This window comes from Gelidibacter sp., assembly GCF_035515035.1.
Classification (GTDB): Bacteria; Bacteroidota; Bacteroidia; order Flavobacteriales; family Flavobacteriaceae; genus Gelidibacter.
In genome coordinates, this window is sequence record NZ_DATJCA010000091.1 from 24,640 (window position 1) to 40,194 (window position 15,555).

Annotated in this window: 10 protein-coding genes; 7 read left to right on the plus strand and 3 right to left on the minus strand. The window is 39.9% G+C overall.

Annotated features, from left to right (window positions below):
- Positions 1-267: 267 nt before the first annotated feature.
- The 4 genes from VLZ86_RS07045 to VLZ86_RS07060 all read left to right on the plus strand — a co-directional run bounded on the left by VLZ86_RS07045 (position 268) and on the right by VLZ86_RS07060 (position 9,068).
- Complete coding sequence (locus tag VLZ86_RS07045) at positions 268-2,988, plus strand: BspA family leucine-rich repeat surface protein (RefSeq protein WP_325449927.1); 2,721 nt, start codon at positions 268-270, stop codon at positions 2,986-2,988.
- A gap of 162 nt (positions 2,989-3,150) precedes the next feature.
- A complete protein-coding gene (locus tag VLZ86_RS07050) occupies positions 3,151-5,511 on the plus strand; it encodes a glycoside hydrolase family 95 protein (RefSeq protein ID WP_325449928.1) in 2,361 nt (786 codons plus the stop codon).
- 61 nt (positions 5,512-5,572) lie between these two features.
- Positions 5,573-6,400, plus strand: a complete 828-nt coding sequence (locus VLZ86_RS07055; protein ID WP_325449929.1) for an alkaline phosphatase family protein — start codon at positions 5,573-5,575, stop codon at positions 6,398-6,400.
- A gap of 439 nt (positions 6,401-6,839) precedes the next feature.
- Entirely contained in the window at positions 6,840-9,068 is a 2,229-nt protein-coding gene (locus VLZ86_RS07060) for an alpha-L-fucosidase (protein ID WP_325449930.1), read from the plus strand.
- 128 nt (positions 9,069-9,196) lie between these two features.
- On the opposite strand, the gene VLZ86_RS07065 is transcribed toward VLZ86_RS07060, so the two are convergent.
- Both VLZ86_RS07065 and VLZ86_RS07070 read right to left on the minus strand, forming a co-directional pair.
- Positions 9,197-10,528, minus strand: a complete 1,332-nt coding sequence (locus VLZ86_RS07065; RefSeq protein WP_325449931.1) for a D-serine ammonia-lyase — start codon at positions 10,526-10,528, stop codon at positions 9,197-9,199.
- Positions 10,529-10,749: 221 nt separating this feature from the next.
- Entirely contained in the window at positions 10,750-11,592 is an 843-nt protein-coding gene (locus tag VLZ86_RS07070) for an AraC family transcriptional regulator (RefSeq protein ID WP_325449932.1), read from the minus strand.
- Between the two features lie 345 nt (positions 11,593-11,937).
- On the opposite strand from VLZ86_RS07070, the gene VLZ86_RS07075 reads away from it, so the two are divergent.
- Positions 11,938-13,017 (plus strand): ScyD/ScyE family protein, encoded by a 1,080-nt coding sequence (locus tag VLZ86_RS07075; protein ID WP_325449933.1) that lies wholly within the window; start codon positions 11,938-11,940, stop codon positions 13,015-13,017.
- Positions 13,018-13,109: 92 nt separating this feature from the next.
- On the opposite strand, the gene VLZ86_RS07080 is transcribed toward VLZ86_RS07075, so the two are convergent.
- On the minus strand, positions 13,110-13,799 hold the full coding sequence (locus VLZ86_RS07080; RefSeq protein WP_325449934.1) for a DUF1080 domain-containing protein: 690 nt from the start codon (positions 13,797-13,799) through the stop codon (positions 13,110-13,112).
- A 319-nt stretch (positions 13,800-14,118) separates the two neighbouring features.
- On the opposite strand from VLZ86_RS07080, the gene VLZ86_RS07085 reads away from it, so the two are divergent.
- Positions 14,119-14,895 carry an SOS response-associated peptidase gene (locus VLZ86_RS07085; RefSeq protein WP_325449935.1) on the plus strand — a complete coding sequence of 259 codons (777 nt, stop codon included), beginning with the start codon at positions 14,119-14,121 and terminating at the stop codon, positions 14,893-14,895.
- Positions 14,896-15,103: 208 nt separating this feature from the next.
- Positions 15,104-15,555: amidohydrolase family protein (locus VLZ86_RS07090; protein WP_325449936.1), on the plus strand; the 452-nt coding region annotated here is incomplete at its 3' end.

Consider the following 15,555-nt stretch of genomic DNA (forward strand, 5'->3'; position numbering starts at 1 on the left):
GCCGCTCAAACATCTTATAAGATTTGCGGTGTAGGTGTAGCAGGTGCAATCATTAATTATCATAAAAGTTAGCTCCAAGGTTCAAGGGTTTGCCCCAAGATGCGGAATATTTAGGATATTCATATTTTAGATCAAAGATTTGTTTATATTCGCTCCATCCCCCCCGCACTTTTATTAAATAATCCCAACCTGAAGAAATTCAGGGAGATATGCTATTGTTTTAATCTTACTGTTTTATTTAATATATGAATCTAATTTTTACTACTTATGAAAAAAAATCTACTTCTCTTAACCTTGTTCTTTATTGCCCTCCAAGTCAGGGCACAAAACGAGTTCATCACCACTTGGAAAACGGACAACCCAGGAAGCTCTAATTCCACTTCAATTATCATTCCCACTTACTCTGGAGAAACTTATAATTATGATGTGGATTGGAATAATGATGGCAATTGGGAAACAGGTTTTACAGCCACTGCCACCCACGATTATGGAACTGCAGGGGTCTATACCGTTGCCATCAGGGGAAATTTTCCTCGTATTTATTTTGCGAATGTTCGTGACCGTCGTAAGCTACTGACGGTAGAGCAATGGGGGAGTAATCCATGGACCTCCATGGGATGGGCTTTTACTGGCTGTAGTAATTTAGTCATTAATGCTGTTGACGCTCCTGATCTGTCCGGTGTTACTGATATGTCCAGCATGTTTAGTTATGCTACTGATTTTAATAGTGACATTGGCCATTGGGACGTTAGCACAGTTACAGATATGTCGCGCATGTTTGAAAAAGCTAAAGCCTTTAATCAGGACCTTGGCCTTTGGGACGTGGGCAATGTAACCAATATGAATTGGATGTTTCAAGAGGCAACGGCTTTTAATCAGGATCTCAATAATTGGAATGTGGGCAAAGTCTCCAATATGTTTCGAATGTTTGAAAAGGCATCCGCCTTTAACGGAAACATTGGTAATTGGAATGTGGGCAATGTGACTAATATGTCTCGAATGTTTGAATACGCGTTGGCATTTAACCAAGATTTGAATAATTGGAATGTTGGAAAGGTTACCGATATGTCCGGTATGTTTGCCTATGCTTCGGTATTTAATGGGAACATTGGTAACTGGGACGTAAGTAACGTCACGGATATGTCCACCATGTTCGGTCATGCTCCGGTATTTAATCACGATATTGGCAATTGGGATGTTGGAAATGTGACTACTATGCTCCGTATGTTCGAATTTGCTTTTGAATTTAATCAGCATCTTGATAATTGGGACGTTAGTAAGGTTACCAATATGCGCATCATGTTTGCCAATTGCTATGCTTTTAATGGACGGATAGGCAGTTGGGACGTCCGCAATGTCAACGACATGAGTTTAATGTTTTCTGATGCTTTCGAATTCAATCAGGATATTAGCAATTGGGATGTTGGTAAAGTAACCAACATGTCGGCAATGTTTTCCGCCAATAATTATGTGGGGATTCCAAAGTTTAACCAAGATATAGGCAATTGGAATGTTTCTAATGTCACCATGATGGATTGGATGTTCTATGGTGCTGCAGCGTTTAATCAGGACATCGGGAGATGGGATGTTGGTAACGTTAGATTCATGCAATACATGTTTAGGGATTCTATCTTTAATTATGACATAGGCAATTGGGATGTAGGTAAAGTGACCGATATGAACAGGATGTTTTGGGGAGCGAGATTCGATCAAAATATCGGGAATTGGAACGTAAGTAACGTGTATGATATGGGTGAAATGTTTATGGAATCTGGACTTTCAACACCTAACTATGATGCCCTCTTAAACGGTTGGAGTCGCTTGATTTTGCAAGACGATGTTGCATTTGATGCCGGATATAGCACATTTTGTGCCGGTGGCGCTGCCAAAGCTTATATCATGAGTAATTTTTCGTGGTATATTAAAGATGAAGGTCCAACTGCAAATTGCAGTGGTAATGATTATTTTGTCACCACATGGAAAACGGACAATCCTGGGGCTTCCAACGCAAGGTCTATAACAATTCCTACCTTTGGTAGTGGGTACAATTATGACGTGGATTGGAACAATAATGGAAATTGGGAAACTGGCCTCACTGGTAATGTCACCCACACTTACGCCACACCAGGTACATATACGGTGGCTATAAGAGGTAGTTTTCCTCGAATTTATTTTAATAATGAAGGCGATCGGCAGAAACTTCTTTCTATAGACCAATGGGGCAGCAATGCATGGCGTTCGATGGGCATGGCTTTTTACGGATGTAGTAATTTAATGAGTAACGCAACAGACTACCCAAATCTACTCCTTGTCACCGATATGTCAGGCATGTTTGATGGCGCCACTGTATTAGGTGCGAGCAGTGCCGATAGGGGGTATGGCTCAAACCGCAGTTCAGCGACTGTTGGGGGGATGGGTAATTGGAATGTGAGGAATGTAACGGACATGTCTAGAATGTTCAGAAATGTGACCACTTTTGATTGGAATATCGGACATTGGAATGTGAGCAACGTAACCGATATGACGGATATGTTTGAGGGGGTGACCATGTCAACCTCTAACTATGATGCCCTATTAAACGGGTGGAATTCCTTGTCTTTGCAGAATAACGTCATCTTTAGTGGGGGCCAGAGTACCTATAACGAAGGCGAGGCTGCCCGAGCCAATATGGTCAATAGTTTTGGATGGACTATAACCGATGGTGGGCTGAGTGGATCTTTATCCATTGATGATGTGTCCTTGAATCTAGAAAGCGTACGATTGTTTCCAAATCCTGCCACCTCTACCTTTACGATAGATAATCAAGGTGATCAAGTTTTGCGCGGATTTGATATTTATGATATTACTGGGCGGGTGGTAAAATCCGTGAAGTTGCACCATCAACCTACACGCGAAATTATAGACATATCGAATTTAGCTACAGCAACTTATATCATAAAAATAAACAGTGATAAAGGAAGTGTGATAAAAAAACTAGTTGTAAACTAATATCAGGATTGATTTTCTTGAAGAACCTCAGCTAGTTTTGCTGGGGTTTTTTTGGTTTTTACATGTTAAAAAACTTAAATTGATCCTTTTAATAGTTATCTATTATGACCCCAAGTTATTAGGGAAAATTATAATCTGTCAAACCTGAAACCTTAAAAATAAATGTCCAAATTGAAATTTAATAACACTTTAATCGTCTCTCTCATATTATTGATGTTCCCATCTTGTGCACAGGAAAAAACTACACTCGATCTATGGTATAACCAACCCGCTACCGATTGGATGACCCAGGCCTTACCCATAGGAAATGGTTATGTAGGTGCTATGTTTTTTGGCGGGATCCAAGAAGAACAGATTCAGTTTTCCGAAGGTACGCTTTGGTCTGGCGGTCCTGATTCAAATCCTGATTACAATTTTGGAATCCGGAAAGAGGCCCATAAATCTTTACCAGAGGTGAGGGCTTTGTTGAAAGAAGGAAAAAAAGCGGAGGCCCATAAAATTGCCCAATCGCAATTTACCGGAATCATTGATACAGGCGAGCAGTACAATGCCGACTTTGGGGATTATGGCGCCCAACAAACCATGGGTGATCTCTACATAAAAGTGGGACATTCTGTAGACGTGAGCAACTATAAACGCGGTCTTGACATCAGCAAGGCTTTGGGCAAAGTAGAATATAGGATCGGTAAAGAGACCTACTCCCGAACGTATTTTGGGAATTATCCGAGCAACACTATGGTCTATCGTTTTGAAAGTTCTGTAAGCACCGATTATGAAATCCGATTTGAAACGCCCCATGTTATGGTTTCTCAGAATTTTGAAGATGGGATTTATACCTTTGATGGAAAAGTATCCGATAATGGAATGCCCTTTGAAACAAAAATATCCTTGAAACTGTCGGACGGTAAAATCATCTATAAGGATGGCGTGATTTATATAAAAGACGCAAAAAATGTGGTGCTCTTGAATACGTCCACAACAGGCTACACACTTAATTATCCAACCTATAAAGGGAATGATTATAAAGCCGCCAATAACGCGGTAGTGCAAAAATGGGAAAGCACCACTTATGAGGATTTAAAAAAAGAACATATCGCCGATTACTCGAATTTGTTTAATCGGGTAAGTTTGAATTTAGGAGAACGTCCGAAAGTTGACATCCCTACCAACGAACGTTTGATTGCCTACGCCAATGGATCGGATGATAATGCTTTAGAGAGTCTGTATTTTCAATACGCTCGATATTTAATGATTTCGGCAAGTCGTCCAAATACCATGTCCATGCACCTACAGGGCAAATGGAACCATTCCACCAATCCCCCTTGGGCTGCTGATTACCATAGCAATATCAATTTGGAAATGATCTATTGGCCGGCAGAATTGACCAATCTTTCAGAATGCCACGAACCTTTTTTAGACTATATAGAAAGTTTGGTAGAACCAGGAAAACTGGCAGCAAAAGAATTTTTTAATACCCGTGGCTGGATGGTCAACACCATGACCAATGCCTTTGGCTATACTTCACCGGGTTGGGGCGTAGATTGGGGATTCTTTCCTACAGGCGCCGCTTGGTTTTCGCAACATTTGTGGGACCATTACGATTTCACCCAAGATGAGACCTATCTGAAAGAAAAAGCCTATCCCATAATGAAAGAATCCGCTCTTTTTTGGATCGATTATTTGACAAAAGATAACCATGGGAATTTGGTTTCAACCCCATCGTATTCACCAGAACACGGTGGGATATCAGAAGGTGCTTCCATGGACCATCAAATTGCTTGGGATATCTTGAACAATTGCATTAAGGCGGCTGCCGTTTTAGAAATAGATAATGAATTCACCACCACCGCAAAAGTGACCAGAGATGCTATTTTACCTCCTAAGATCGGATCTTGGGGACAACTACAGGAATGGACAGAAGATGTGGATGACCCAAAGAGCGATCACCGCCATGTTTCCCACTTGTTCGCATTACATCCAGGAAATCAAATCTCGACTGCTCAAACCCCAGAATTGGCTGAAGCGGCACGAGTGACATTAAATGCCCGTGGTGATAGTGGCACAGGTTGGTCGCGTGCATGGAAAATGAACTTTTGGGCACGTTTGAATGATGGGAATCGTTCACACAAAATGCTGAAAAACTTATTAAAACCTGTTGCCGATACAAGCATTGAGATGTCAACTGCTGGTGGCACCTACGCTAATTTACTGTGTGCGCACCCGCCTTTTCAATTGGATGGCAATATGGGAGGCGCCTCTGGAATGGTGGAAATGTTGCTCCAGTCGCAATCAGGAATCATCGAGTTGTTGCCTTCCTTGCCAGATGCCTGGGCAACAGGTGAAGTCAAAGGTTTAAAAGCGCGTGGTGGTTTTGAGGTGGATATACAATGGGAAAATGCGCTTGTTAAGGAAGCTAAGATTATAGGAATGCCTAACCAATCGGGTGAAATCAAAGTCAATAATAATCTGATATCATTTCAATTAAATGCTGATGGCATTTATAGGTATTCAGATAAACAATAAATAATAAAATCTTGAACAATTGAAATTACAGTTAAAGTCTTGCCTCATCGTAATTTTTATAATGGCCCTATCATTCATAGAGATCCAGGCACAAAATAAAGTGCTCATTTTGGGTATTGACGGATGCCGACCGGACGCTTTATTGGCGACCAGGACACCAAATATAGATCAATTATGGCAAAACGGAGCTTATACATTCAAGGCGAAAACGGACAATCTGAGCTGGAGCGGTGTCTGTTGGACGAGTATGCTTACGGGCGTGTGGAAAGAGAAACATAAGGTTTATGGCAATGGTTATGAAAACCCAAACATTGAAGAGTATCCGCATTTCTTTAATTTGGCAAAGCAGCAACAGCCCGATTTGCGAACGTATTCCATTATCAACTGGTCGCCAATCCATAAGATACTTCAGGAAAATGATGCTACCGTCATGAAGAACAGATTGACCGACGGTATGGTGACCAGAAGCGTTGCCAATGCACTTAAAAATGAAGATGTGAATGTGATGTTCGTGCATTTGGACCATGTAGATCATGCGGGCCATAGCACTGGATTCACACCTGATAACCCAAAATACATTAGAGCCATTGAAAAAACGGATAAGAACATCGGCAAAATTCTGAACTCCCTACAAAAGCGAAAAAACTATGCCAATGAAAACTGGCTCATTTTAGTGTCCACCGATCATGGTGGCAGTGGCACCAATCACGGAGAAGCGACTCCTGAGCATACCACCATATTTTATATTGCTTCCGGAAAAGATGTAGAAAAAGGGGAGATTCAAAAACCAGTTTATATTACTGATGTCGCAGTTACTGCACTTAAACATTTAAACATTACTTTAAAAGATGAGTGGAAATTGGACGGCCATGTTTCTGGATTGAAATAAGTTTGGATCATTAGCTTCTGGAATTTGCAAATAATTCTGATGTTTGAGTGGGTGATTCATTTACCCAAAAACGGATTCGATCCAATACACCCATCCGAAAAATGACCATAGAATTCTTCTGAATCGATACAGACGAGGTTGTGGTCCTAAGGTTGTTTTTAGATGCAAATAGGAAATCATTAGTCTTCAATTGATAGAATGCTAAAAAAAATTATGTTTGAGTCTGCTGTTATATAGAGACATACCAAATCAAAAAATAGTGCTAAATATGCTCGTCTAGTGCAAAAATAGTATTAGAAAAGGTGGAATATGTGGTGGATTTAGTGCCCATCATAGAATAGTTTTGAAAAGCGATGCCAAAATACCAACCGAATAAAATGACCGCTTCCGACCCATATGCATATGCGGTCAAAATCAATAAACAATAAGAGTTATAAAAATGAGAAAAATAGTTTTTTATACCGTTTTGGCGCTCACGATAGTCTCATGTTCTAATAGCATGAATACTAAAGTAGGTGTTAGTTCAACCGTTGAAATAGACACCGATGACACGAAGGATTCTATTATCTTCAAGGCAGCTCACATCGTGCCAACAAAAAATCAATACGAAGCTTTGAAAAACGAGTTCATTGCGTTTATCCATTTCGGTCCCAATACGTTTACAAGAATGGAATGGGGAAATGGTTTTGAAGATCCCTCGATTTTCGATCTCCAAAATTTGGATACGGACCAATGGTGTAAGGCGATGAAGGATGCCGAGATGAAGATGGTAATCCTTACGGTGAAACATCACGATGGGTTTGTGCTTTGGCAAAGCCGCTATACAAAACACGGTATCATGTCCACGGATTTCGAGGGAGGTAAAGGCGATGTTTTAAAGGATTTAGCAGCATCTTGTGAAAAATATGGGCTAAAACTAGGGGTATATTTATCTCCGGCAGATCTCTATCAAATTGAAAACGAAGAAGGATTATACGGCAATTTAAGTGAGTATTCAGACCGGGTTATTCCAACACCGGTTGAGGGACGTCCGTTTAAAAATAAAACAACCTTCACCTTTAATGTAGATGATTATAATGAATATTTTTTAAATCAACTCTTCGAATTGTTAACCGAATACGGACCCATTCACGAGGTGTGGTTTGATGGCGCCCATCCAAAGCGTAAAGGTGGTCAAGAGTATAATTACATCGCGTGGAAAGAGTTGATTGCGACATTGGCTCCAGAAGCTGTCGTTTTTGGAAAGCAAGACATCCGATGGGGAGGTAATGAAGCGGGCGCCACAAGGGATACCGAATGGAATGTTATCCCCTATTCAGGAAACCCTCTCGAAATGAATAGCTTTGCAGATATTACAGGAGAGGATATTGGAAGCAGGGAAAAACTTTATGAGGCCAAGTATTTGCACTATCAGCAGGCAGAAATCAACACCTCAATTCGTGAAGGCTGGTTTTACAGGGATGATGACAAGCAAAAGGTACGAAGTGCCGACGATGTGTTTGATATCTATGAGCGTTCAGTAGGAGGGAATGCCACTTTTTTATTAAATATTCCACCAAATAGAGACGGGAAATTCTCATCAGAAGATGTACAGGTTTTAGAAGAGGTTGGGAGCCGTATTCGTGAGACCTATGGGACTAATTTATTTGCTGATGCTTCTGGAGTCAAAAGCGTTTTGGATGCAAATCCTGAGACATTTGAATTGTTGGATAAGGATCCCAAGGAAATCCTTATTGAAACAAAAAAACCAGTAACCATCAACCGATTGGTCCTGCAAGAAGCCATAGCCACGCATAGCGAAAGGGTTGAGAGACATGCATTGGATGTGTGGTTAGACGGAAGTTGGAAAGAAATTGTTTCCGCTACTAATATTGGATACAAACGTATTTTACGTTTTCCTGAGACGACTTCTAATAAATTTAGAATCCGAATTTTAGAATCGCGATTAGCTCCTGCAATTTCAAATATCAGCGCACATTATTATCAACCACGTCCGCCACAACTAAGTGTAACACGATCTTTAGATGGTTTGGTAAGCATACAGCCCAAAAAGCACGAATTTGGCTGGAAACCTCATGGCGAGGATAGTTCAGGAAATATCAATTCAGGAATAGAAATCCGCTACACAAAAGATGGAAGTGAACCTACTAAAGGGTCGCCACTATATGAGGCTCCGTTTTCCGCAACAGGAACGATCAAAGCCGCAGCTTTTTCCAAGGAAGAAAAAGGAAGTACGGTGTCTGTAAATTTGGGAATTCTTAAAAAAGATTGGAAAGTCATAGCAAACAGCGGTTCAGAATCAGACCATTCGGCTCTTTTGACAATAGATGAAGATCCACATACCTATTGGTTGTCTTCAAAAAAGGAGGTACCACATTATATTGAAATAGACTTGGGAGAGGAGCTGATATTTAATGAATTTGCCTATACACCACCTACGGAAACTTCCGACGGAATGATTGAACAAGGCGTTTTAAAAGTGAGTAACGATGGAAAAACATGGAAAGAAGTTGAGCGTTTTGAGTTTGGAAATCTTATCAATGATCCAACGCCTAGAACGCACTTTTTTCAAGAAGCGGTGCGGACACGTTTTGTGCGGATAGAATCTATAACCATTGCTGGAGGGAAAAAACACGCGGCAATAGCAGAACTAGATTTTTTTGAATAATTGATTTTTAGTGAACACACCTTTTTTGAAAATGGGATAGCCTTAACTTAATTTCTCTTGCTTTCTATGTTGCTGAAGGTGAGTAGTTAAGTTCAGCTTATAAATTGTGGTCTTTTACTCTGTTCGTATTAGAATTTCAATACATATTCGCCTCCTCTTTTATAAAACTTTTTCCGTTGGTATTCTGGAACGAGAAGACCTCCCGTCGCCCAGACGATATGTGTAGCATTTTTTAGGTTGAGGTGATGGATTTGCGCGTATTTGGTTTTTTGGACCCTTTGGGGGCCGATTAATCCTGCAGTAGCAGAAGGTTCGAGAAAAATGTTTTCGGAATCTTTTAATTGTGCCAATAGTTTAAACAGTTGGTCATCTTCAATAGTGAGAATACCACTGACTAAATGTTTGCTGATTTTGGTGGCGAAATGTGAAGGTCGGCCCACAGCTAAACCATCCGCTTCTGTTATGTTGTCAAGGCCGATATCCTGTACGCTGATATGGCTCATTTCGCCAGTAACAAGCCCTGTTAACACCGCGGGACAATGCGTAGGCTCCACAAAAAAACAATGCACATGGTCACCGTAAATCTGCTTTAAGCCAAAAGCCGTTCCGCCTGGAGATCCACCAACACCACAAGGGGAATAAACCAAAAGTGGATGGTCTGCATTAACGTTAATGTTTTGCGATTTTAATTGTTCAGCAATCCGAAGTGCCCCAACCGTATACCCCAGAAACAGGTCGTGTGAATCTTCATCATCCACGAAATAGGCATTGGGGTCATTCTTTGTGCGTTCACGTCCAACAGAAATGGCTTCGCTGAAATCGCCATCAAACTCTATAACTATCGCTCCTTTTTCACGCAGCAAATCTTTTTTCCATTGCTTGGCATCAGCAGACATATAAACCGTTACTTCAAAACCTAACTTCGCACTGATCATACCTATACTAAGACCGAGATTTCCCGTAGATGCCACGCCAATCTTATACCTGCTAAAAAACTTTTGGAATTGAGGGGCGGTAAACATACTGTAATCATCCTCTTTTTTCAACATTCCGGATTCAAGCGCCAATTTTTCGGCATAGGTCATGATTTCAAAAAATCCACCACGTGCTTTAATTGAGCCACAAATAGGAAGTTCATTGTCACATTTTAAGAATAATCGTCCTTCAATTTCTCCATTATCGGCGTTTAATAGTGCTTTCATCTTCGGAATTTCGCGAAGAGGAGATTCTAAAATCCCCTGGGTGGGCTTAGTTTCTGGAAACGCTTTTACAAAAAACGGAGCAAAACGTGTCCATAAATCTTCTGCTTGTCGCATATTTTTGAGGTCTATTGAGAATTTGGGGGCATCTTTTACAGATTCTAATTCCGGATTCAACCACGAGACTTGCTTCGCCTTTATGATGTCTTTAAGGATTGGTGCAGCTTTTATAAAGGCATCTATTTTGTTTTTTGAATACATGATATCGGGATTATATTTTTGAAAAATACTCACTATTTAGAATGAATAAAAATAAGGATATATTTTCGATTTGCTCTCAATTTGAAGCAATATTTAGTTTTAATGATGAAGGAGACCACCAGTGGAACGGTCAAGTTAGAACTTGGCACATTATATTTTGGTGATTGCTGCTTTTAAGCTTTGTCAATTGGACGACAACATTGAAAGTAATTTCAAACCAACTATGTCGATAAATGGGTTGCCTTATCAGTTTCAGTAACCAATGGTATTTTAATAAGATCTGACGGTGTATTTCCCGATAAATTTTTAAACTCCCTGATCATATGCATTTGATCAAAATAGCCGTATTCAGCCGCAATTGTCGTCCAGTTAACTGTGGGATTTCGTCTTTTATAAGATAAAGCAAGATTAAATCTTACCATGCAAATAAGATGTTTAGGTGATACACCCACCTTGTCGATAAAGTGACGTTCTAAATTGCGGTTACTCATATTGGCCTGAAAAGTCAACTGATCTAAAGTTGCTTTTCCGTAGCTATTAACAATAATGCTTACTATTTTTAAGAAATTCTTATTGGCGCACAATTGATTTCTTTTCAAAAGATGATGCAGCAAAAACGTATCGGCAAGTCGTCCCATTTCTCTTATATCCTTTGCTGCGCACAATCGCTCATAAAGTATCTGAATGTTTATGTCTAAGAGATCTCTACCATCAGCAATGTGATTTAGGGTTTTTGCTACCGGAATTCCAAATATATCATGTAAACCTGTGGGTCTAAATGCCATTTCAAAGAACAGATAAGAACCGTTAAAAGTCATTTCGCCATTATATTCTGAACTTAATCCTAAAATATTTATATAATCGCCTTTTTTTATGATATTTCCATGTAAAGGATCTCGTAAATTGATGAGCTTATCCTTGAAGAAGAAGGTAATGGAAGTTTGATAGGAGGCCATCCATGGTCGTGTGATATCTAAACCACCCGTTTCAAACTGTCTTAAGGTATAGTTTGCAACGTATGCCGATAGGATTGGGTTTGGAGCCATATGAGAACTTGTTACCATAGCTTTTGGATGGATTAAGTTTAAAGAGGGCCTTTAATAAATCTTTCATAAAGGTACAATTTATGATTCCATCGTCCATCAGGAATAGTGTTAAATATCTGTAAATCATGTATTTAAATTTAATTGAAATCGAATTGATAACCTCCCTTGGAAATTCTTTTCTTATTATCTAAGTGGCGCCTGGGTTTGAAGATGATGGTAATGCTCGTCATCCATGTCGCAAATACCTGTCGGTTTTTTACTATTTTTTTAAAAACTAGGCTTTTAACTTTGATAGATCTTTAAGCCTATTGTACTGGCTTGAGATTTTAATATTATTCTCCAATTCAATAAGCCACTAAAAAGATGAAAAATCCAAAGACGTATTCAGTCCCCTCCAAAATGATCATGTTAATTTCCTTTATGGTTCTGTTCTTTTTTTATGTCGGATGTGATGAGGATGATGATATTGTAACTACCCCAGAACTAGAGATCAAAGAAGTAGCTTCCGGACTGGCGGGACCTATGGGGATTGAAACTGATGCGCAAGGAAATATTTGGGTTACGGAAAGTGGTACCGCTGTTCCGGATACCGATAACGATACACACAATAACAATGGCAAAGTCATTCTGATAACCCCTGATGGGCAAAAGTACGATGCGATTGTTAATTTGGAATCCTATGCCAATCAACATTCCGGCGAATTGCAAGGCACCGTTCATATTTTGCGTGATGGTGAAATGCTATACATTTTGTCTGGCAATCATCTCTACCGTGCTGATATTTCTAACTTTAAACCTGGTGATACTCCATTGGATGCGGGAAGTTTGCCGTCTGAAGATATCTTTTCTATAGTTTCCCAATTGCCATTAGAGAGCAACCCGGACCATGATTCCCACCCCTATAATCTTACCAAAGGACCCGACGGCAACCTTTACATTGCTGATGCAGGTGCCAACGCAATTCTACGCCGGAAGGGTGTGAACGATTATTCCATTCTTGCGGAGATCCCCGCAATCCCTAATCCTTTATTTCCTGGGTTGGGCGGACCCACCGTTCAATCTGTGCCGACTTCCATCCTTTATGACGGGGACGCTTTTTTAGTGACCAGCTTAACCGGATTCCCATTTCCCGCTGGGGAGGCAATCATTTATAAAGTTTCGGTATCTGGGGAGGTATCTGTTTATCAAAAAGGGCATACTATGCTCGTAGATATCGTGGAAGGTGAGAACTCTAATCGCCTTGTGGCACAACATGCCTCCTCGTTTAATCCAGCGTCTGGATTTGCCCCCAATTCAGGCTCACTTATATGGACCAACGGAACAAACACTACTGTACTGGCGGATGGTTTGAGCCAACCTGTGGCTATCAAACAAGTGGACGACCATACCTGGTATGTAACTTCTTTAGGTGATGGCGCGGTTATAAAAATCACCTATCAATAACCAATGTTATGGATAACCTTTCTGTCCTGACCTCGATGATTAAGAGTTTAATTCCTTGTGTGAATCCATAAAACTTTTGGACAAGTGAATGGTTATAGGGGAGTGATTTCTATTTTTTTGAATTCCACTTCGGCACCTTCCGCTTGAAGTGCAATTTGACCTTTATTGGCGGTGGAATTAAAGCCTTCATTTACCAAATCGCCGTTGACCCAAACTTTTATAATATCACCGCGACATTCAATGACCATAGTATTCCATTGCCCTATAGGGGACTCAGAACCACTTGTCAATTTTCTGATTCTACGCTCTTTATTGCCCGTGGTGCCCCAGTTTTCTTTTGGACCACGACGTTCCTCCATATTCGGTACCTCAATATCCTCTACGATGCACCAAAAATCGCCAGCATTTTCATGTTCCATTTGCACTTCAATTGATTTTGGGAACATGCCATACAGCGCCCTAGGCGTAGATGCATGTACAAGAACACCACAATTGCCCGGTTCTCCAGGAAATCGGTAATCAATTTCTAGTTTATAATCTTGATAAATACTATCTGTAATGAGGTGTCCGCGTGGATCTCCTAAGCTTACCAGCATGTTGTCACGAACTATAAAGGGGTTTTTTGCTTGGGTGTTTTTGTCCATCTCGGGCACATCAACGTGCCATCCCGTAAGATCCTTTCCGTTGATTAAGCTATATGGAACTTTTTCTCTGTTTGCATCAAGAACTTGCCAAGATATGAACAGAAAATAAAAAACAAAAAGCGGGATAAATAATCGCATTGGGTCTTGTTTTTCAATTGAACCACAATATAAGATTAATATTTACTATTTATATTTTGAGATGCTCTAAAACGAATAAGATATTCGGAAATAAAAAGACTTCCTTAGTTGTATTATTTGAGGAATTGAGAACAAAATTGAAAGTTTTAAATAGAAATTCGTAAGAATTCTTTAAATCACTTAAATGATTTATTTCTTTTTAAATACCTTTAGATATTGAAGGTTTGAAGCATCAATTCAATGAGTTGACTTAGTAAGCTCAGAGTGTTTTTTAAGCAGCTTAGCAGATGTGTAATGATATAATAAATAAAGATTGAAAATGTGCTATGATCTAAAGACATCCGTTGAAGCCCAACTCAAGCGCGCAGAGCGAAAAGGAGATAAGAATGCCGTCAATGAAATAAGGGAACGACTTGTTCCACTCACAGATTTACCGCTTTATCATGCCATGGGTTTTGAGCATCCCAGTTTATTGATCTATACCGACAGGTCTCCAGATTTTCCGGAAGTTGCCACTTGGGGCTTGATACCTCATTGGGTGCGTAACGAGGCACAAATGAAAAAAACATGGAATACTACCCTCAATGCCCGTGGCGAAACCATTTTTGAAAAGAACTCCTTTCGAGCTGCGGCTAAAAAATCGCGATGTCTAATTTATGTTGATGGATTTTACGAACATCATCATTTTAATAAGGGGACCTATCCCTTTTTTATTTATAGAAAAAACAAAGAGCCAATGATTTTTGCTGGACTTTACAGTGAATGGCACAATCCAAATACTGGTGGAACGATGATTACATTTTCAATAGTGACGACTAAGGGAAATTCGATAATGTCAAAAATCCATAACAATCCAAAATTAGATGGACCAAGAATGCCAGTCATATTACCCGATGAATTGGCAGATAAATGGCTTATGGATTATAAGGATGATCTCGACAGGAAGTCCATTGAAGAATTGATAAAAGAATATCCAGATGCGGAGTTGTCAGCTTACACTGTGAACACATTAAGAGGCAAGAATAGCCTAGGAAATAGCCAAGAAGCTTCAAAGCCTTTTAACTATTCAGAATTACCTGAATTAGAGTTAGGGTGAAATAATTTGTAAGTGAATTGGGCAAATAAGGTTTTAGTAAGAATCGTTTGACCAACAACAGACTTTTTACTTGCTGAACCAAAAATGGGGATGTAATCTGGGTATCGACATTAAATTTTAGAGCATTAGCGTTTTTAAAAGATATTCAGGTATTTTATTTATCTTGTTCAAAGAATATATCTTTTAAACCCATTCAAAATCGATAACAATGGTGAATATACAAACGTCTTTCTCCAGTTTAATTTTAATTTTTTTTATCGCGCTTTTTGTGTCCTGTGACCATAAGAAACTTCCGGCGGATCTGGTCATCACAAATGCCGTTATTTGGACGGGAAATGATAATCAACCCCGTGCTGAGGCGATGGCCATAGTTGGAGATAGTATCATAGCGATTGGAAGTGCCACGGACATAAAAATTTTTATTGGTGAGACTACTGAAGTCAAAGATCTGAAAGGTAAATTCGTGACACCAGGTTTTATTGATAGCCATTTGCATCTCTTGGTCGGGGGTTCTAACCTTAGCTCCGTCCAATTACGAGATGCTCAGACTATAGAAGAATTTATTGAACGTATTGAAGCTTATGCCCAGACAATTCCTGAAGGGACATGGATTTTGGGAGGGGATTGGGATCATGAAAATTGGGGTGGCGAATTACCGAC